Origin of the sequence: Methylobacterium sp. J-076 (genome assembly GCF_022829405.1) — a bacterium.
Classification (GTDB): domain Bacteria; phylum Pseudomonadota; class Alphaproteobacteria; order Rhizobiales; family Beijerinckiaceae; genus Methylobacterium.
The window spans coordinates 59,028-78,590 of sequence record NZ_JAKSXW010000129.1 but is presented as its reverse complement, the minus strand read 5'-3'; the positions used below and the strand labels follow the sequence as shown (position 1 = coordinate 78,590).

9 protein-coding genes are annotated in these 19,563 nt (G+C 69.6%); 7 read left to right on the top strand and 2 right to left on the bottom strand.

The annotated features are described in order from the left end of the window. Position 1: 1 nt before the first annotated feature. Positions 2 to 2,461, top strand: coding sequence for a PAS domain S-box protein (locus MKK53_RS13875; RefSeq protein WP_243929292.1), 2,460 nt, complete (start codon positions 2 to 4; stop codon positions 2,459 to 2,461). A 397-nt stretch (positions 2,462 to 2,858) separates the two neighbouring features. Here MKK53_RS13875 and MKK53_RS13870 read toward each other — a convergent pair whose 3' ends face one another. Further along, positions 2,859 to 3,770 (bottom strand): MBL fold metallo-hydrolase, encoded by a 912-nt coding sequence (locus MKK53_RS13870; RefSeq protein WP_243929291.1) that lies wholly within the window; start codon positions 3,768 to 3,770, stop codon positions 2,859 to 2,861. 175 nt (positions 3,771 to 3,945) lie between these two features. Here MKK53_RS13870 and MKK53_RS13865 point away from each other — a divergent pair, with 175 nt between their 5' ends. The 6 genes from MKK53_RS13865 to MKK53_RS13840 all read left to right on the top strand — a co-directional run bounded on the left by MKK53_RS13865 (position 3,946) and on the right by MKK53_RS13840 (position 18,697). Further along, positions 3,946 to 5,286, top strand: a complete 1,341-nt coding sequence (locus MKK53_RS13865; RefSeq protein ID WP_243929290.1) for a sensor histidine kinase — start codon at positions 3,946 to 3,948, stop codon at positions 5,284 to 5,286. 9 nt (positions 5,287 to 5,295) lie between these two features. Then, the gene (locus tag MKK53_RS13860) at positions 5,296 to 5,958 is read left to right on the top strand and encodes a response regulator transcription factor (protein ID WP_243929289.1); all 663 of its coding nucleotides are present in this window, start codon (positions 5,296 to 5,298) and stop codon (positions 5,956 to 5,958) included. Positions 5,959 to 6,852: 894 nt separating this feature from the next. Next, positions 6,853 to 7,827: a LysR family transcriptional regulator gene (locus MKK53_RS13855; RefSeq protein ID WP_243929288.1), complete on the top strand. Its 975-nt coding sequence runs from the start codon at positions 6,853 to 6,855 to the stop codon at positions 7,825 to 7,827. Positions 7,828 to 8,613: 786 nt separating this feature from the next. Beyond that, positions 8,614 to 15,459 carry an Ig-like domain-containing protein gene (locus tag MKK53_RS13850; protein WP_243929287.1) on the top strand — a complete coding sequence of 2,282 codons (6,846 nt, stop codon included), beginning with the start codon at positions 8,614 to 8,616 and terminating at the stop codon, positions 15,457 to 15,459. A gap of 119 nt (positions 15,460 to 15,578) precedes the next feature. Then, complete coding sequence (locus tag MKK53_RS13845) at positions 15,579 to 17,348, top strand: type I secretion system permease/ATPase (protein ID WP_279599024.1); 1,770 nt, start codon at positions 15,579 to 15,581, stop codon at positions 17,346 to 17,348. Continuing rightward, positions 17,348 to 18,697 carry an HlyD family type I secretion periplasmic adaptor subunit gene (locus tag MKK53_RS13840; RefSeq protein WP_243929286.1) on the top strand — a complete coding sequence of 450 codons (1,350 nt, stop codon included), beginning with the start codon at positions 17,348 to 17,350 and terminating at the stop codon, positions 18,695 to 18,697. The genes MKK53_RS13845 and MKK53_RS13840 overlap by 1 nt, the downstream gene beginning before the upstream one ends. Positions 18,698 to 18,779: 82 nt before the next feature. Here the strand turns inward: MKK53_RS13840 and MKK53_RS13835 are convergent, their stop codons facing one another. Next, positions 18,780 to 19,415: an NAD(P)-dependent oxidoreductase gene (locus tag MKK53_RS13835; protein ID WP_243929285.1), complete on the bottom strand. Its 636-nt coding sequence runs from the start codon at positions 19,413 to 19,415 to the stop codon at positions 18,780 to 18,782. Positions 19,416 to 19,563 lie beyond the last annotated feature (148 nt).

The window sequence follows — 19,563 nt, the reverse complement described above, 5'->3', positions numbered from 1 at the left end:
CATGGCACACGGACACGAAGCCGATGGCGCGCGGGACGTCGACGGCGACGCATCCCACCAGCCCGCGCACGCGCGCATCGAGAGCGCCCAGGCGGCAACCCGGGCGAGCCAGGCGCGGCTATCCCTTGCCGTCGACATCGCAAGGCTCGGCATCTTCGAGTGGGACACCGTCACCGGCGCAGTCGAGATGGACGCCCGGAGCCGCGAGATCTTCGGGCTCGCCCCGGCCGGGCCGGTCCATCAGGACGAGGTGTTCGCACGGCTGGAGAAGATCGACGTGGAGCGGGCCTACGCGTTGACCGAGGCGGCCCGTGCGAATGGTGCCGAGGTCGTGGCCGACTATCGGGTCACGCGCCCGGACGGCACGACCCGGACGATCCGCAGCTCCAACAAGCCGGTGCAGGACGGCGGCCACCTCCGGATGGTCGGCGTCTTCCACGATGTCACCGAACTCAGGCAGGCCGAGGCCGACCTGCGCGCCGTGAACGCCGACCTCGAACGCCGGGTCATCGAGCGCACGCAGGCCCGGGGCCGGACCTGGGCCCTCTCTCCCGACCTCATGGGGGCGCTGAACGAGCGCGGATACTTCGAGACCTCGAACCCGGCTTGGGACACCCTGCTCGGGTGGTCGGAGGCCGAGGTGACCCGTACGCCGATCTGGGATCTCCTGCATCCCGACGACCTCGAACGCACCCGAACCAATTTCCGGGAGGTCATGCGGGAACAGCGGCTCGCCAGGGAGGCGAACCGCTACCGGTGCAAGGACGGATCCTATCGCTGGATCTCGTGGATCGGCGTGCCGGAGGGCGGCCTCGTCTACTGCACGGGGCGCGACATCACGCTCGAAAAGCAGCGGGAGGCCGAACTCGTCTCCAGGACGGCGGAGCGCAACCTGCTCGCGGGCATCGTCGAGAGCACCGACGTCATGATGATGGCCTGCGATCCGGATTACGGCATCCTCGCCCTCAACAGGGCCAACGCCGACGAGTTCGAGCGCGTCTACGGCATCCGGCCGAAGGTCGGCGACAACATGCTGGCGCTGCTGGCCGATCAGCCGGAGCACCTCGACCAGGTCAGGCGCGGCTGGGCGCGCGGCCTCGCCGGGGAAGAGATCACCTTCGTCCAGGACTTCGGCGACCCGAACCGCGAGCGCCCGTGCTACGAGGTCAGCTTCCGCACGTTGCGAGACACGAACGGCGAGCGCATCGGCTGCTACCAGTTCGTGACGGACGTCACCGAGCGGCTGCGCGAGCAATCCATGCTGGCCAAGACGCAGGAACACCTCCGGCAGTCCCAGAAGATGGAGGCCGTCGGCCAACTCACCGGGGGCGTCGCGCACGACTTCAACAACCTGCTGACCGTGATCAAGTCGTCCACGGACCTGCTGAAGCGGCCGAATCTCCCCGAGGAGCGCCGCGCGCGATACATCGGGGCGATTTCGGACACCGTCGCCCGGGCCGCGAAGCTCACGGGGCAGCTCCTCGCCTTTGCCCGTCGCCAAGCGCTCAAGCCGGAGGTGTTCGACGTCGGCCAGAGCGTCAAGGCCATCGCCGAGATGTTGGGGACGCTGATGGGCGCGCGCATCACGATCTCCACGGAGCTTCCCGGCGAGCCGTGCTTCGCCGACGCCGACCCGAGCCAGTTCGACACGGCGCTGGTGAACATGGCGGTCAACGCACGCGACGCGATGGACGGGGAGGGCCGTCTCGTCATCCGCATCCGGTCGGCCGACGCGATGCCGGCCGCCGGGTTGGATCCCCCGGTGCCGGGCCGGTTCGTCGCCGTCTCCGTCTCCGACACCGGGACAGGCATCCCGGCCGGGCGCCTGGACCAGATCTTCGAGCCGTTCTTCACCACCAAAGCGGTGGGCCAGGGCACGGGACTGGGGCTATCGCAGGTGTTCGGCTTCGTGAAACAAACCGGTGGCGAGGTGTTCGTCGCGAGCGAGGTCGGCCACGGCACGACCTTCACCTTGTACCTGCCGAGGGTGGACGGCGAGGCGCGGGTCGCGGACATGGCGGAGCCCGAGCCGCTGATCGACGGCCACGGCACCCGCGTGCTCGTCGTCGAGGACAACGTCGCGGTCGGGGCCTTCGCCACCCAGACCCTGGCGGAGCTGGGGTACATCACGGTGTGGGCCTCGGACGCGCAGCAGGCCCTGGCCGAGCTCGGGCAGGACGCCGACAGGTTCGACGTGGTGTTCTCGGACGTGGTCATGCCCGGCATGGACGGCATCGACCTCGCCCGCGAGATCCACCGACGGCACGGTGACCTGCCGGTGTTGTTGGCCTCCGGTTACAGCCACGTGCTCGCCGACAAGGGCACGAAGGGGTTCGAGCTTCTCCACAAGCCATACTCGGTGGAGGCGCTCTCACGCGCCCTCCGGAAGGTCGTGGCCCGGCGGCGCAGGAAACGGAGGCCGTCTCTGTCGGAAGCCTCCCGCGGGCGGCCTCCGCACTAGGGTGTGGTGAGGATCCAACGTTCGGGTGTTCCGACCATGGTGGGGATGTGGGTCATGGCTTCTCTTCGGGAGAGCAGCCTCGTCCCACCTGCCGGACCCAGATCCCTCACGGGCGAGCCATGGGCCCGTCTCGCCCCGCCGATGCCCGGTGGCTGCAAGGCCAAACGAGGCCGTGATGACGGGCGTGTCTTCCCGAACAGTCCGCGCAGACGACCGGTATGCGCGCGCGATGGTCGTGATCGCGTGCGATGAAGCGCGGACTCCGTAGCAAGTGCCGAATGGCTGTCCGGGCATCCGGCCAAAAGCAGACGGGCCCCCCCGACCCGATGCCGTCGCCGGACGGTCGTCGCGAATACCGCGAACGCGGACGCCCGCGGCCCCCAGGGTTCTCGCCCGCCTAAATCAGGACATATCCCGCACCGGATCGCCCGATCCTGCCGCGGGCGGCGAGGTGCATCCCGGTCACGCTCAAATCCTCCGTCGCGGCACGATCGAGGATGCGCCGTCGCGTGGCGATCGCCTCTGCGGGGTCGGTGTCCCAGATCACCGTCCAGTCCGGGTGCGGCAGCTGCAGGAGCCGCGAGTGGATGATGTCGCCCCAGATCAGCAGCCGTTCGGGGCCGTCCGCGATCAGCACGCCCATGTGTCCGGGCGTATGGCCGGGCAGCGGCAGCGCGTGGACACCCGGCGCGAGCTCCGCTTCGCCGGAGACACGCCGGATTCGATCCGGATAGGCTGCCAGCACCGCCTGCGCCGTCTCGAACATCGGGCTCAACGCGGCCGGAGCCGAGGCCCGGGCACCCGCATCCGACCAGTAGGCCACCTCACGCTCTTGGAGCACGAGTTCCGCGTTCGCGAACCGCGCGAGGCGGCGCGGCGTCAGGAGGCCGCCGGCATGGTCGGCGTGGAGATGGCTCAGCCAAACGGTCTCGACCTGATCCGGCCTCACACCTTCCGCCGCCAGGGCGGCGGTCACGCGGTCGAACCCCGGTCCGAGGACGGTCCCGCAGCCCGCATCGAGCAGCCAGTGCCGACCTCCGCGCCGGATCAGGAACGCGTTGACCGGCTCCGGCGACGGACCTGTCGCGGGGAAACCGGCCCCCTTCAGCAACGCCTGCCCGGCTTGGCCTTCGGCGGCCGGGATCATGCTCGGCTCCAGGGGGAAGAGCCCGTCGCGCAACGGCGTCACCGTGAACGCACCGACCCGGTAGGGACCGCCCAGGGGCGCGGCCACGGCCGGGACGTGCAGCCCGAGCGGCACCAGGGCGGACGCGGCCAGCAGGTTGCGGCGGGAGAGGTGAAGGGACATGGCCGGCTCCGGGAGAACGAGACGGCGCCATCCTCCAGATCGTGCCGGGATCGGGCCAGGGACGTCCTCCCGCAAAGGCCCGGGCATTCTTCCCGACCTCGCACGGTGCGGCTTGCGCGCCGGAACGTTCCCGAGGCCAAGTCAGAGCCTCGCTTGGCGCCCGACCGTGTGATCCATGAGCCTGCCCGCGCATCTCGGCCTACGCCTCCTCGCGGTCGCCATGCTGTGCTTGGCGGGAGCGGTCGCATGGACCGCTTGGGAGGCCCATGCGAGCCTTCGCTGGGAGGCTGCGACCTCGGGGGACCGGATCGCCGCGCAGCTTGCGCGCCAGCCGGGCCTCGGCAGCGCCGGGCCGGCCGCGATGCCCGCGACCGCGCCGCAGGCCGCGCCGGCGATCCTCACGCTCCTGCCGGGAATCTGCGCCGACATTCACCTCGGCGCGGAATTGCCCCGCCGCTTCTGCGGCGACTGGGACGGGCTCGATGCCGCCCCCGCCTGGTTTCGCAGGGGGCTCGCGTGGGAGGCCAGCGCCGAACCGACCCTCCGGGCGGTCGTGTACCGCGGGCGCACCATCGGCAGCGTCACGGCCTGGCCCGACCCGTTGGCTGCCGCGGCCCGTGTCTGGCGGCGGGTGAGGCTCGCGGGCGGCCTTGCCCTCGGCTTGGCGGCGGCGACGGGGCTTCTCACCTGGCTCGCCGTCACGCGCCTCGTCGCGCCCGCCGGGCGGATCGTGCAGGGGCTGGAAAACCTCGACATGGCCGGCATCCGATCGCCGCTGCCCCGCTTCGCCGCCGCCGAGTTCGACCGGATCGCCCTCGCCTGCAACGCCCTCGCCGACCGGCTGGCCCGCACCGAGGCCGAGCGCGCCGACCTGATGCAGCGGCTCGTCACGGTTCAGGAGGAGGAGCGGCAGGCCCTCGCCCGCGACCTGCACGATGCCTTCGGCCAGTGCCTCGCCGCCGCCGGTGCGCGCGCCGCCGCGATCGACCTGGCCGCGCCCCCGGAGCGCGAGGATCTCCGCGAGGACGCCCGCGGCATCGAGACGATCATCGCCACCATGCGGGAGAGCCTGCGCGGGGCGCTGGCCCGCCTCGAACTGCCCGATCTCGCCGAAGCCGGGTTGGAGGCGGCCCTCCGTGGCCTCGTCGCAGACTGGCGGGGGCAGCTCAGGTCCGGCCCGGTCCTCCATCTCGATGTGGAGGGCGACCTCACCGGCATCCCCGCGAACGTGTCGGCAAGCCTCTACCGGATCGCGCAGGAACTGCTGACGAATGCCCTCCGCCACGGCAGGCCGAGCCGGGTCTTCCTGCGGCTCGACCGGACGGCGACAGGGGCGCGGACGGTGACGCTCATGCTGGACGACGATGGCGGGGGCGATGTGCCCCGAACGGCGTCCCACGCGGGCCGCGGGCTCGTCGGCATCCGGGCGCGCCTCGCCGCCCTCGGCGGAAGCCTCTCGCTCACCGGCACGGGCAGCGGCATCCGGGCCTGCGCGTCCGTGCCGACCATTGGCTGAGACCGCGTCGTGGCCCCGTCCATCCTCCTCGTCGATGACCATCCTGTCGTGCGGGAGGGCTATCGCCGCCTGATCGAGCGCCAGCCGGGCCTGATCGTGGTCGCGGAGGCCGAAACCGCGGCGGCGGCCTATCGCCACTACAAGGCTCACGCGCCGGATCTCGTGATCCTCGACCTGTCGCTGCCCGGGCCGAGCGGCATCGAGGCCATCCGTCACATCCGCCAATGGGACGGGGCCGCCCGCATCCTCGTGTTCAGCATGCGCACGGGGGCGGCGGTCGCGCGCCAAGCCTTCGCCGCGGGGGCGAGCGGATACGTGAGCAAGGCGAGCCCTCCCCGCGAGCTGCTGGCGGCGGTGGCCGCCGTGCTGCGTGGCGAACGGGCCATGAGCGCCGACATCGCGGGTGCGATCGCCCAGGACGAGGTGGCGGGTGGGCGCACGGCGCTGGACGAACTGAGCCCGCGGGAACTCGAAATCCTGAGCCTCACCGCCGGGGGGATGACCGCCCAGGCCATCGCCGAGGCGCTGTGCCTGAGCCTGAAGACGGTGCACAACAACCTCTCGGGGATCCGTGCCACGCTCGGCGCGCGCACCGACGCGCACCTCGTGTGGATCGCGATCGGGGCGGGGCTCGTGTCGCCCTCCGGGGAGCTGCCTTTCCCGAAGCCGTAGTATTTCGTCCGCTCCCCCGAAGTCTCGACCACAGGTGGACCAGCCGGAAATCTGCCCCGGTCGCCGTTCCGGCAGGCTGTGCAGTATTCCGTCGATGAGCTGCGGGCGAACGACCTCGTCCGCCTCGAACCGAAATCGACCGTTCGGGACCTGTCGGGGGCTCCGCCTCGTCGCCGACCTCGGTCCGACCAGCGCCCGCCGGCAGGCGCTCCGCGCCGCCCACCTCGTCGTTCCCACTCCGGTGGGCGCGCAGGCCTGCGCGGCAGTCGCCGACCGGAAAGCTGCCTGGGCGAAGGGGATCCACGCGCGACCTCGACGGACGCCGCCAGGTGCTCCAGACCATGCTGGCGCAATTGCCGGACGCGTCCGCGGATGATGAGGCGTGAGCGGCCCTCAGCCGCGACCCCGGGGGTTGCTTTTCGCGCTCAAAAATACAACTTACGGTGGAAACATGTGTCCCGATCCGCTGCGGTCATCCGGTTCCCATCACGAGATCCTTCTCGGTCGAGCGATCATTCGCTGGAGAAACAATGCGCTTCGGGCCTATCGGGACACTGGTTGCGAGTTCGGCATCGATATCTGCGTCTTTACCTCCCGGCGCTGAGGTCGAATGCTGGCGATCCGGCGTCCACACCTCCGATCGGTGCACTGAATCGGCCAAGGCCGGCCTGCGCAACCAGGTATCCGGCGCAGGATGCGTCGATGTCGGCATCGGTCCGGGGCCGAACGCATGAGGGCCCTCCTGCCTCATTCGGCGGCGGTGGCCTTCATGGTCCGGCCGCCTACACGCAGGCCCGAGGCCTCATCGCCCGCACAGGCGCGCGACGCGCTCGACTGCGGCGAGGTTCCCCGCCTGTCCCATCAGTTCCTCCGTCGCGGCTGCACAGGTGTGGAATGAAGAACACGCTGAGCCCACAACTCTTGAGCGACATGTCGCTCATAGTGAAGCTTTCGCAGCGCCAGAGCTTCAGCTTGGCTGCGAAGGATCTCGGGATCGCGACATCCTCCTTCTCCCGGCGGGTCGCGGCCTTTGAGGAGGCGTTGGGCACCCGGCTCATCGACCGGACGACCAGGCGCCTGGCCTTCACCGCCCAGGGAGCTGCCTATGTCCGCGAGGCGAGCCGGATCGTCGAGGAAGCCGAACAAGTCTTTCTGGATTTCCAGGCCGATATCAAATCGGTCTCCGGCGAAATCCGCATCGCGCTTCCCCAGATCGGCACGGTGATCCACCATTTCTCCGCGCTCGTCACGCAGTTCGCCGAGCATCACCCCGACATCCACTTCCACATCGAGTCGCTGGCCTCGCCGGTCGAGGCACTCGCACAGGACTGCGAGATCGCGATCGTTGCGGGGATCCCCAAGGAGTCCTCGATGATCGTGCGCAAGCTCGGTGACATCGAAATGGGAACCTACGCATCACGGTCCTATCTCGAGCGACACGGGCATCCGAACCGGCCGCGGGACCTGCAGAACTTCAACTTGCTCGCCGTCGAGAATTATCGACAGGCCTGGCGATTCTCCCGCGGCGATGAATCGGAAGACATCGCGCTGAACGATGCGATGACATGCAATTGCTTCACCGTCGCTGAGGATATGGTAGGCGCTGGCAATTGCATCTCGCTTCTGCCGACGATTGCCGACACCTTCAGATCCGAGGCGAGGCGGGATCTTGAACGCCTGCTTCCTGAATGGAGCTCGGAATCGATCCCGCTTTATCTGACCACGTCGTCGCGTCTCATCTCGGCGCGGGCAAATCTCCTTCTCGTGTTTGCGATGGAGTTCGCGCGGCGGTCTCCCTTCGGGACCGCGGGGGCGCGGCCCTATCCGATGGGATGGGTTGCCGTTGAGGGCGCGAAAAGGCGGGCGTAAGGCCGCCGCTGTGGTCTGCTGCCGACGCCTGGGAACGTCACCGCCATGACGACCGCCCCGGCGGTGGCGACTGCGGCGCGGGCCGGAGGAGGCGCCTCGCCGTCGAGAGGACCGACAATCCCGATTGGGGTGTGCCCTGATCCGACTTTCCCCAATGGATGCGGGCAGAGCGGGAAGCGCCTGACACCGAGTGAACGACCTGCAGGGAGTGACCTGCACGGCTGGCACGTCGCGTGGAACGCTTCATCCCCTGCGGCCGGCGCCACCGCTCGTCGCGCGGTCGGGCCCCCTTAGAGCGTTTTCTGGAAAACCAAGATCGTGAAGCGCGACGCGCGCTCCCCCCACCCCTCCCCACAAGGGGGAGGGGACCCGCACGAAGCCGCGGGAACACTTGATCCAAGGTTCGCGGAAAACGCTCGAGACCGCCGCGGTGACGTTCGACCTCCCCTGCGGCACGCCATCCCACACACACCGCCAAGATCATCGTCGGCTCCCAAAACGTGACGATTGCTAAAAATTCGTAAATATCCCGATTTGTAATTGATAATTCGGCCGCATCGAAATGCTTGTCTGAGACACATCTCAATTCGATTTTGGAAAAGTCATTTCCAGAATGAGATCTATTCAGCCAGATCTCGATCCCGCATCCTCCTCGGCATGGACGGCGACGTGATGGGACGTCGCGAGACCCGTCCCAAGTCATACCATCCGCTCGCGTCGTGACTTCAGGCAACGGGACAGGTCTTGGCTGACCTGTTCGTAGAGTTGCCGGGATTGGGAGGAATCATGCCTGTAACCCAGAACTTCGACAGCTCTTTCGGCGCGTCGGGCAATCCGCTCATCATCGACGGCTACGTCTACGCTCACAAGGCGGACCCCTCGACCCCTGTCGGGAACATCAGCATCGAACGCGGGCTGCTGTCGACGGATGCATCGCTCAATCCCGGCGTCGCCCCTGGCTATCTCTCGATATCCCAGGTGTCCGGCGGCAACTTCACGCTGAACTCCCTGTCGATCTCCCGCGACATCGCCCTGGGTTCGACGACCTTCATCGTCGGTTACGTCAACAACGTCCAAGTCGCCGTTCGCGACATCACGAACCTCGTCGCACTCGGAGAGCAGGATATCTCGCTATCCGGCACGCAGTGGCAGAACCTCACCGAAGTCAGGATCTTCAACGCGGGCAGCCTGCTCGACGTGAACATCAACACCGGATTCTCGATCGACAACGTCGCGACGACGGACATCACCGTTCCCGTGGCACCCACCCTGTCGGCAGGAGCGGGCGCGACCCTCGACAACACTCCGACCCTCACGGGGACCGCTGAAGCGGGGTCCACCGTCACGATCTATAGCGGCGCCACCGTCATCGGTACGACGACGGCGACGGCGAACGGCACCTTCTCCTTCACGCCGGGCACGGCGTTGTCGGACGGCAGCTACGGCTTCACGGCGAGGGCCACCGATGCCTTCGGGAACCAGTCCGCGGTGTCCGCGGGCGTCAGCCTGACCATCGACACACTCGCGCCGACCGCGCCCGTCATCGCGCCGTTCAGCGGCCCGACCAACGTCACGAGGCCGACCATCACCGGCACGGCCGAGGCTGGCGCCGTCATCACCATCTCCGATAACGGCACACCGATCGGCACCACGGTGGCCGGCACCAACGGCAGCTTCAGCTTCACGCCGGCCACGGCCCTCACATCGGGTGCGAACCTCCTTACCGCGACCGCCAGCGACGCGGCCGGCAACGTCTCCGGCCTCTCCACCGGGGTGAGCCTCGTCATCGATACGGTGGTGCCGGTCACCCCGTCCCTGGCGGCGGTCGCCGGCCCGCTCAACACGGTCACACCGACCCTCGCCGGGACGGCGGAAGCCGGTACCACCGTCACCTTCTTCGACAACGGCACCGTGATCGGCACGACCGTCGCCGGCATCGGCGGGACCTTCAGCTTCACGCCGGCCGCCGCCCTGGTCCAAGGCACCAACCTCATCACCGCGACCGCCCGCGATGCGGCCGGGAATGTCTCTGCCGTGTCCGCGGGCGTCAGCCTGATCATCGACACGCAGGCGCCCAACGTCCCCGTCATCGCCCCCGTCGGCGGCTCGCCCCACGAGACCCGTCCGACCATCACCGGCTCGGCCGAGGCCGGCGCCACCGTCACCCTCTTCGACAACGGCACCGTGATCGGCACCACCGTCGCCAGCGTCGGCGGGACCTTCAGCTTCACGCCCACGGCGGCCCTGAGCCAGGGCATCAACCTCATCACCGCCACTGCTCAGGACGCGGCCGGCAACATCTCCACCCCCTCCACCGGGGTCAGCCTGGCCATCGACACGGTGGCGCCGAACGCACCCGTCATCGGCCCGTTCAGCGGCCCGATCAACGTCGCCCGGCCGACCATCACCGGGACGGCGGAGGCCGGCGCGCTCGTGACGATCTCCGACAACAACGTCTCGCTCGGCACCGCCGTGGCCGCCGGCAACGGCACATTCAGCTTCACGCCGGGCGCAGACCTCGGCCAGGGTCTCAACCTCCTCACGGCGACCGCCCGGGATGCGGCCGGCAATCTCTCCCCCGCCTCCACCGGCGTCGGCCTGACCGTGGATACGGTGGCGCCGGGCGCCCCCTCCCTGACGCCCTTCGTCGGCCCGATCAACACCGCCACGCCGACCCTCACCGGTACCGCGGAGGCCGGCGCGTCCGTCACGATCCTGAGCGGCGCGACGGTCCTCGGCACCGCCGTCGCCGACGCCAACGGAAACTTCAGCGTCACCCCGACCTCCGCCCTGAACCAGGGGCTCACCCTGCTCACCGCCACCGCGCGGGATGCGGCCGGAAACCTCTCCACCTCCTCCGCGGGCATCGGCGTGACCGTCGATACGGTGGCGCCGAACGCGCCCACCCTCCTGCCCTTCACCGGGCCGGCCAACACCACCACGCCGACGCTCACCGGCACGGCCGAAGCCGGCGCGACCGTCACGATTTCCGACAACGGCACCGCCCTCGGCATCGCCACGGCCGACACCAACGGCGCCTTCAGCTTCACGCCAGTCACGCAGCTCGCCCAAGGGGCCAACTTCCTCACCGCGACGGCGCGGGACGCGGCCGGCAACCTCTCCGGGGCCTCCGCCGGCATCAGCCTCACCATCGACACCGTGGCGCCGACCGCCCCGACCCTCGCGGCCTTCGCCGCGCCGACCAACGACGCCACGCCGACCATCACCGGCACCGCGGAGGCGGGCACGACGGTCACGATCTCGAACGGCAATACCGTGCTTGGCACGACCGTCGCCACCGCCGGCAACGTCTTCAGCTTCACCCCCGCCACCGTGCTTGCCGACGGCGGCTACGTCCTCACCGCGACGGCACGGGATGCGGCCGGGAACCTCTCCGAGGTCTCCACCGGCGTGAGCCTGACCATCGACACGGTGGCCCCGGCCACCCCCGTCCTCGCGGCCTTCGCCGCCTCAACCCACGAAACCACGCCGACCTTCACCGGCACGGCGGAGGCCGGCGCGATCGTCACGCTCCTCGACGGGACGGCGGCGATCGGGACGGCCGTCGCCGCCGCGGATGGCCACTTCGTCGTCACGGCGACCACCGCCCTCGTGGAGGGGACCGCCTCGATCGGGGTGACGGCACGGGATGCGGCCGGCAACGTGTCGGTCGGGCCGGTCAGCCCGCTCCTCGTCGACCTGACCGCGCCGAGCGCCCCCACGATAACCCCCTTCGCCCTTCCGACCGGCGACGCCACGCCGACCATCACCGGCACGGCGGAGGCCGGGGCGTCCGTCACCGTCCTCAGCGGCACGACGGTGCTCGGCACCACCACCGCCGACACCAACGGCGCCTTCAGCCTCACGCCGCGCGTGCCCCTGCCCGACGGGCTGACGACCCTGACCGCCATCGCCCAGGACGCGGCCGGGAACGTCTCGGCCGCGTCGGCCCCCACCGCGCTCACCGTCAACACCGCCGTGACCGGTGCCCCCACGGTCACCTTCCTTCCGCCGACCAACGACAGCACGCCGATCATCGTCGGCACGGCCACGGCCGGTGATCTCATCACGATCACCACGAGCACCGGCACACCGCTCGGCACCGGCACCGCAGATGCCGACGGTCACTTCAGCGTCGAGCTGACCACGCAGCTCAGCGAGGGCAGCAACGCCCTCCTCGTCACCGCGACGGGCCCGGGCGGAACGGGAACGACTTCTCCGGCGGCACCGCTGGAGGTGTTGCTGGACACGACCGTGCCGGTCGCCCCCACGATCGCGACCTTCCCGGCCTCGACCAACGACACGACGCCGACCGTCACCGGCACGGCCGAGGCCGGCGCCACCGTCACGGTCCTCAACGGCGCCACGGTGATCGGCACCGCCGTCGCCGTGGCCAACGGTAGCTTCAGCATCACGCCGACTACCCCCCTGACCCAGGGCAACGTCGTCCTCACGGTGATCGCGACGGACGTGGCGGGCAATGCCTCCCCCGCCGCCAGCGTGAACGTGACCATCGACACGAGCGCACCGGGCGTTCCCACGATCACGCCGTTCGGCGCTCCCATCAACGACACGACGCCGACCGTCACCGGCACGGCCGAGGCCGGCGCCACCGTCACCATCCTCAACGGCACGTCGGTGCTCGGCACCACCGTCGCCGGCACGGATGGGCACTACAGCTTCACCCCGTCCGCCGGCCTGGCCCCGGGTGACATCACCCTCACGGCGACCGCCACGGACGCGGCCGGCAACGTCTCCCTGGCGGCCGGCACGAATCTGACCATCGATACGGCGGCCCCGGGCGCCCCGTCCCTCACAGCGCCGGGCCTCACGACCAACGACACCACGCCGACCCTCACCGGCACGGCCGAGGCCGGTGCCACCGTCACCGTCTTCAACGGTGCGACGGCGATCGGCACCGCGGTCGCCGGCACGGACGGGACCTTCACCTTCACCCCGACCGGTGCTCTCGCCCAGGGCGTCAACCTGCTTACGGCGACCGCCACGGACGTCGCCGGCAACACCTCCGCCGCCTCGGCCGGGGTGAACCTGACCGTCGACACGCACGCACCGCCCATGCCGAGCCTCGACACCGTCGGCGGCCCGATCAAGACCACCATGCCGACCCTCACCGGCACGGCCGAGGCCGGCGCGACCGTCACCATCTTCGACGGCACGACGGCGATCGGCACGACAGTGGCCGGAACCGACGGCACCTTCAGCTTCACCCCGACCACGGCGCTGGGGGAAGGCGCCAACACCCTCACGGTGACGGCCACCGATGCGGCCGGCAACGTTTCCGCCGCCTCCACCGGGGTGAACCTGACCATCGACACGCTCGCACCGAACGTGCCGACCCTCGCCGTCCAGAACGGGCCGATCAACACCACCACGCCGACCCTCACCGGTACGGCCGAGGCCGGCACGACCGTCACCGTCTACGACAACGGCGCCGCCATCGGCACCGCCGTCGTCGGCATCAACGGCACCTTCACCCTCACCCCGACCACAGGGCTGATGGAGGGCGCCAACTCGCTCACGGCGACCGCCACGGATACGGCCGGCAACGTCTCCGCCGCCTCCGCCGGGGTGAACCTGACCGTCGACACGGTGGCCCCCGGCACACCCTCCCTCACGGGCCTGCCGGTCGCGACCAACGACACCACGCCGGTCATCAGCGGGACGGCGGAAGCCGGCACGACGGTGACCATCTTCGACAACGGTGCCGTGATCGGCACCGCCGTGGCGGGAGCCGGCAACAGCTTCAGCGTCACCCCGACCACGGCACTGAGGGAGGGCGCCAACACCCTCACGGTGACCGCCACCGATGCGGCCGGCAACACCTCCGCCGCCTCCGCCGGGGTGAACCTGACCGTCGATACGGTGGCCCCCGTCGGATTGTCCATCACGACCCTGCCCGGCACGACGAACGATGCGACGCCGGTCATCACGGGCACGGCGGAAGCGGGCACCACGGTGACCGTCTCGAACGGCACGACGGTGCTCGGTACCGCCGTCGCCGGAGCGAACGGGACGTATAGCCTCGTTCCCACCACGGCGCTGGGGGAGGGCGCCAACACCCTCACGGCGACGGCCACCGATGCGGCCGGCAACGTCTCTCAGGCCTCGGTCCCCGCGACTCTCGTCATCGACACCACGCCGCCGGCGGCTGGAACGCTGGCGCTCAGCGACCTCATCGACACCGGACCATCCCACACGGACCATATCACCAGCGCCACCAGCTTCGGGTTGGCGCTGGCGGGCCAGGAACAGGGCTCGACAGTCGCCTACCAGGTCAGCACGGATGGCGGCGCCACCTACACCGGCACGACGGTGGCCCAAACGAACCTCGCAGACGGACACTACCTGTTCCATGCGGTGGTCACGGACGGCGCCGGCAACAGTGCCACCACGGAGGCCGTCGCGCTGACGGTGGACACCAAGGCGCCTCAGCTCACGGCACTGCACCAGAGCTTCACCCACGTGAACGGGCAGGACTCCGTGACTTTCGCCGGCCATGTCGGGGTGGAAGCCGGCACGACGGTCCATGTGTTCGACGGCACCAGGGATCTGGGGGCCGTGGCGGTGGATGGCCAAGGCAATTGGGCGTATTCCGGCGCCCTCGGGGCCGGAAGTCACAGCCTGCATGCCGAAGCGATCGACCTTGCGGGGAACGCCACCGTCCCGCAGGCCCTGCCGACCGTGAACGGCGATACCGCGACGTTCGGCTTCCGGCTGGTCGATGCCGGCATCGAGGATCGGGGCGGGATCGCCCAGATTTTCGGGCCCGACGGCTCCAGCACCACCGTCACCGGCCTCCACACGTTCGTGTTCAGCGACGGAGTGGTCAATGAGAACGACGGGTCACCGCTCGTCGACGATCTCTTCTACTACGCCAACAACCACGACGTCTGGCAGGCCGGTGTCGATGCAGATACCCACTACGCCACCTTCGGCTGGCACGAGGGCCGCGACCCGAACGCCTCCTTCTCGACCCTTGGGTATCTCGCCGCCAACCGGGACGTGGCCGAAGCGGGGGTGAACCCGCTGACCCACTACGACACGTATGGCTGGAAGGAGGGCCGTGACCCTTCGGCCCACTTCGACAACGAGCTGTACCTCGCCCGCAATCCGGACGTGAAGGCGGCGGGGGTCGATCCGCTGGCCCATTACATCTCCTTCGGCCAGGCCGAAGGACGGGAGGCCTACGCTGCCGTCGGAAGAGCCACCGACCTCAACACGCATTCCGGCTTCGACGCCGAGTTCTACCTTCTGTCGAATACGGACGTGGCCAAGGCTGCGCTCTCGGCCGGTGGCGACAGCTTTGCCTTCGCCTACCAGCACTACGAGACCTACGGCTGGCACGAGGGGCGCAACCCGAACGCGGTCTTCGACACGAAGGGCTATCTCGCGGCCTATACCGATGTGAAGGCGGCGAATTTCGATCCGCTCCTCCACTACGACACGTATGGCTGGAAGGAAGGCCGCGACCCTTCGGCCGGATTCGACACCAAGACCTACGAGGCGACCTACACCGATGTGAAGGCCGCCGGCATCGACCCGATGGAGCATTACCTCCAGTTCGGTGCCCAGGAAGGGCGTAGCACGTTCGGCAACGGAACGTTCGGGTAGGCGCCGCCGATCACGCCCACTCACGACAATCGCGTTCGTCCGGGGCTGCCTGCAGGGCATGTCAGGCAGCCCCGGGCCCGGGAAGACCGAGACAAACCGGACCTTGGCGGAGTGCTCCTTTGCTCAGACCTGTGAAATCCGAGCTGATCTCGGCGCTCTCCGCATGCCGCACGGTGTTGATCGGCGTCGCGGTGATGAGCGGGCTGGTCAACATCCTGTACCTGACCGGCTCGTTCTTCATGCTGGAGGTCTACGACCGCGTGATCCCGAGCCGGTCGGTGCCGACCCTGATAGGCCTCGGTGCCCTGGCCCTGGTGCTGTTCGCCTTCCAGGGCGTGCTGGAGATGATCCGGACGCGGGTCCTGGCGCGGGTAGGGGCCGCCCTCGACGAGGCCCTGAGCGGCAGGGTGTTCGATATCGTGGTGCGCGCGCCGTTGAGCGGCGCGCTGCCGGGTGACGGGCTTTTGCCCCTGCGCGACCTCGATCAGCTGCGCGGATTCCTCTCCGGCAGCGGCCCCTCGGCGATGTTCGACCTGCCGTGGATGCCCTTCTACGTGCTGATCTGCTTCCTGTTTCATCCGCTGATCGGCTGCGCAGCCATCGCCGGCACGCTGGTCCTCGTGACGGTGACGCTGTTCACTGACCGGGCCACGCGCACCCCGTCGCAGGCCACGACCGGACACGGACAGCGCCGCAACGCCCTGGCCGATGCCGGTCGCCGCAACGCCGAAGTCCTCGCCGCGATGGGCATGCAGGACCGCTTGGCGGACCGCTGGGGCTCGGCCAACCGCGACTACATGGTCGCCCAGCAGCGCGTCGCCGACATCGCCGGCAGTTTCGGGGCCGGCTCGAAGGTGTTCAGGATGGCGCTGCAGTCGGGCGTCCTGGCGCTCGGGGCTTGGCTCGTCATCAACAATCAGGCGAGTGCGGGCATCATCATCGCGTCCTCGATCCTGGTCTCCCGGGCGCTGGCACCGGCCGAACTCGCCATCGCCAACTGGAAGGGCTTCGTCGCGGCGCGGCAGAGCTGGCACCGGCTGTCGGACCTGTTCGCCAAACTGCCGGAGCCGAGCCCGTCGCTGGTTCTGCCGGCACCCACGCGCACGCTCTCGGCCGAGGGCCTCAGCGTGGCGCCGCCGGGCACGCCGCGCTTGGTGGTGCAGGAGGCGAGCTTCGCCATCCGGGCCGGCCAGGGTGTCGGCATCATCGGGCCGTCGGCCTCCGGCAAGTCCTCGTTGGCCCGCGCCCTGGTCGGCGTCTGGCCGGTGCTGCGGGGCAAGGTCCGGATCGACGGTGCCGCGCTCGACCAGTGGCTCAAGACCGCGCTCGGCCTCCACATCGGCTACCTGCCGCAGGAGGTCGAGCTCTTCGCCGGGACGATCGCCGAGAACATCGGGCGCTTCGAGCCGAAAGCCCCCTTCGAGATGGTGATCGCGGCCGCCCGGGCAGCGGGCGTCCACGAGATGATCCTGCGCCTGAGCGACGGTTACAACACCCGCATCGGCGAGGGCGGCGTCGGGCTGTCCGCCGGCCAGCGCCAGCGCATCGGCCTCGCCCGCGCCCTCTATCGCGATCCCTTCCTCGTGGTGCTCGATGAGCCGAACTCCAACCTCGACGCCGAAGGGGAGGGCGCGCTGACGGCCGCCATCCGCGGGGTCCGGCAGCGGGGCGGCATCTGCGTGGTGGTCGCGCACCGTCCGAGCGCGCTGGCCGCCGTCGACCTCGTGCTGATGATGGCCGATGGCCGCGTCCAGGCCTTCGGACCGAGGGACGAGATCCTCACGCGGGTTCTGCGGCCGACATCCGTGCCGGCGTCCGAGCCCGCCACCGCGCCGGGTGTCAGATCGCGCCCCGGATCCGGCCCGGTCCCCCTCCAGGAGAGTGCCTGATGTCGTCTGCCCTCAGCGCCGGGGCCGGTTCGACCGTCTCCCTCCCGCCGGTCAAGACCGCGCTGGGCTCGATCCGCGACCACCTCGTGGTGGCCACCGCCCTCTCCGCGATCCTCGTCCTGGGCATCGGCGGCTGGGCGACCTACACGATGATCTCCGGCGCGGTGATCGCGCCGGGGCAGCTCGTGGTCGAGTCCGACGTCAAGAAGGTCCAGCATCCGACCGGGGGCGTCGTCGGCGAGTTGCTGGTGCGCGAGGGCTCGCGGGTGAAGGCCGGCGATGTCCTGATCCGCCTCGACGAGACCCAGGCCCGGGCGAACCTCGACATCGTGCTCAAGGCGCTCGATGAACTCGCGGCGCGCCGCGCCCGCGACGAGGCGGAGCGGGACGGCGCCGACGCGGTGAACTTCCCGCCGGACCTCCTGGCCCGAGCCGAAGGGGACAGGGCGGTGGCCCATCTCGTCGATGGCGAGGCCCGGCTGTTCACCTCCCGCGTCGCCGGCCGCGAGGGCCAGAAGGCGCAGCTGCGCGAGCGCGTCACCCAGCTCACCGAGGAGATCGAGGGCCTGACCCAGCAGGCCTCCGCCAAGGAGCGCGAGATCGCCCTGATCGAGAGCGAGTTGAAGGGCGTGCACGGCCTCTTTGCCAAGAACCTCGTGCCGCTCCAACGGGTCACGGCGCTGGAGCGCGACAGCACCCGCCTCCAGGGCGAGCGCGGCCAGCTCATCGCTTCCACCGCCTCGACCCGCGGCAAGATCGCCGAGACCAAGCTGCAGATCCTGCAGATCGACCAGGAGATGCGCAGCGACGTCGGCAAGGATCTCGCCGAGATCCGGGGGAAGTGGTCCGAACTCGTCGAGAAGCGCGTCGCGGCGCAGGATCAATTGAAGCGGATCGAGATGCGCGCCCCCCAGGACGGCACCGTGCATCAGTTGTCGGTGCACACCATCGGCGGCCTCGTCACGCCCAGCGAGCCTGCCATGCTGATCGTGCCGGAGGCCGACCAGCTTCAGGTCGAGGTCAAGATCCAGCCGCAGGACATCGACAACGTGCGTGTGAGCCAGCTCGCCATGCTGCGGTTTCCCGCCTTCAACACCCGCACCACGCCCGAGCTGGCCGGCGACGTCTCCCGTGTCTCCGCCGACGTGACGCAGGACCCGAAAACCGGCGCGTCCTACTACCTCGCCCGGATCAAGCTTGGGACCGGAGAGGTCGAGCGTCTGACCGGCCTGCGGCTCGTCCCCGGCATGCCGGTGGAGGCCCACATGCAGATCGGCGACCGCTCGGTGCTGAGCTACCTCGTCAAACCGTTGACCGACCAGGTCGCGAAGGCCTGGAAGGAGCGGTGAGCGGCCAGGGGAACCTCCGCGGCCAGGACAGCCACCCGTTCGAAGCCGCCCCCGGCGATGCGGAGCGCGCGCGGCCTCCTGCCTACCTGACGAGGACGACGGCCTTCCGCACCTGGGACGGATGGTCGATCTGGGTGACGATGTACCCTGCCACGTCGGCTCGGGAGATCAGGCCGTTTCGCCAGGACGATGGCTCCGTGAGGACCTTGTAGCGACCTGTCGCGGCGCCGGGCGTCAGGACGCCGGGCCTGACGAGCGTCCAATCGAGGCTGCTCCTGCGGATACGCATCTCCTGCGCGTCCTTGTCGTCATAGGCGCGTCCGAACACCAACCGGAATGGCAGTCGCTGAAGAAGTCCGATCGCATCCCGGCTGTCTCCCGCACCGAAGCCGGTGACGGCGATCAGCCGCTTTACGCCGGCGGTCTCCATCGCGGGCACGAGCAGGTTGGTGGCGTCCGAGAACAGGCGCACCGGCCCGATGAGATCCTTGGTTGGCACGCCCAGCGCCTGCACCACGACATCGATTCCCTCCAGGGCGGCGGCGACATCGCCCGCATTCACCGCATCGCCCGTGAACCGTTCCAAGCCCGGGTCAGTCAGACCGATGCCGGCGGCGGACCGCGCAAAGGCGCGCACCCTGTGCCCGACCGCCAGGGCCGCCTTCGTGGTCTCCAGCCCGATACCCTTGCTGGCGCCTATGACGAGAACATGTGCCATGCGTGGTTCCTCACCCCCGTAATGCCAGACAAGACCGCATGGCGGGATGTCACGCTATGTGGCCCCTTGACCGGGCAGGGGCCGGCGGCACGTCCCGCAGACGCACAAGCCCGACGAGGGGCACCGGTTCGACCCCCCGCCGTGTCCT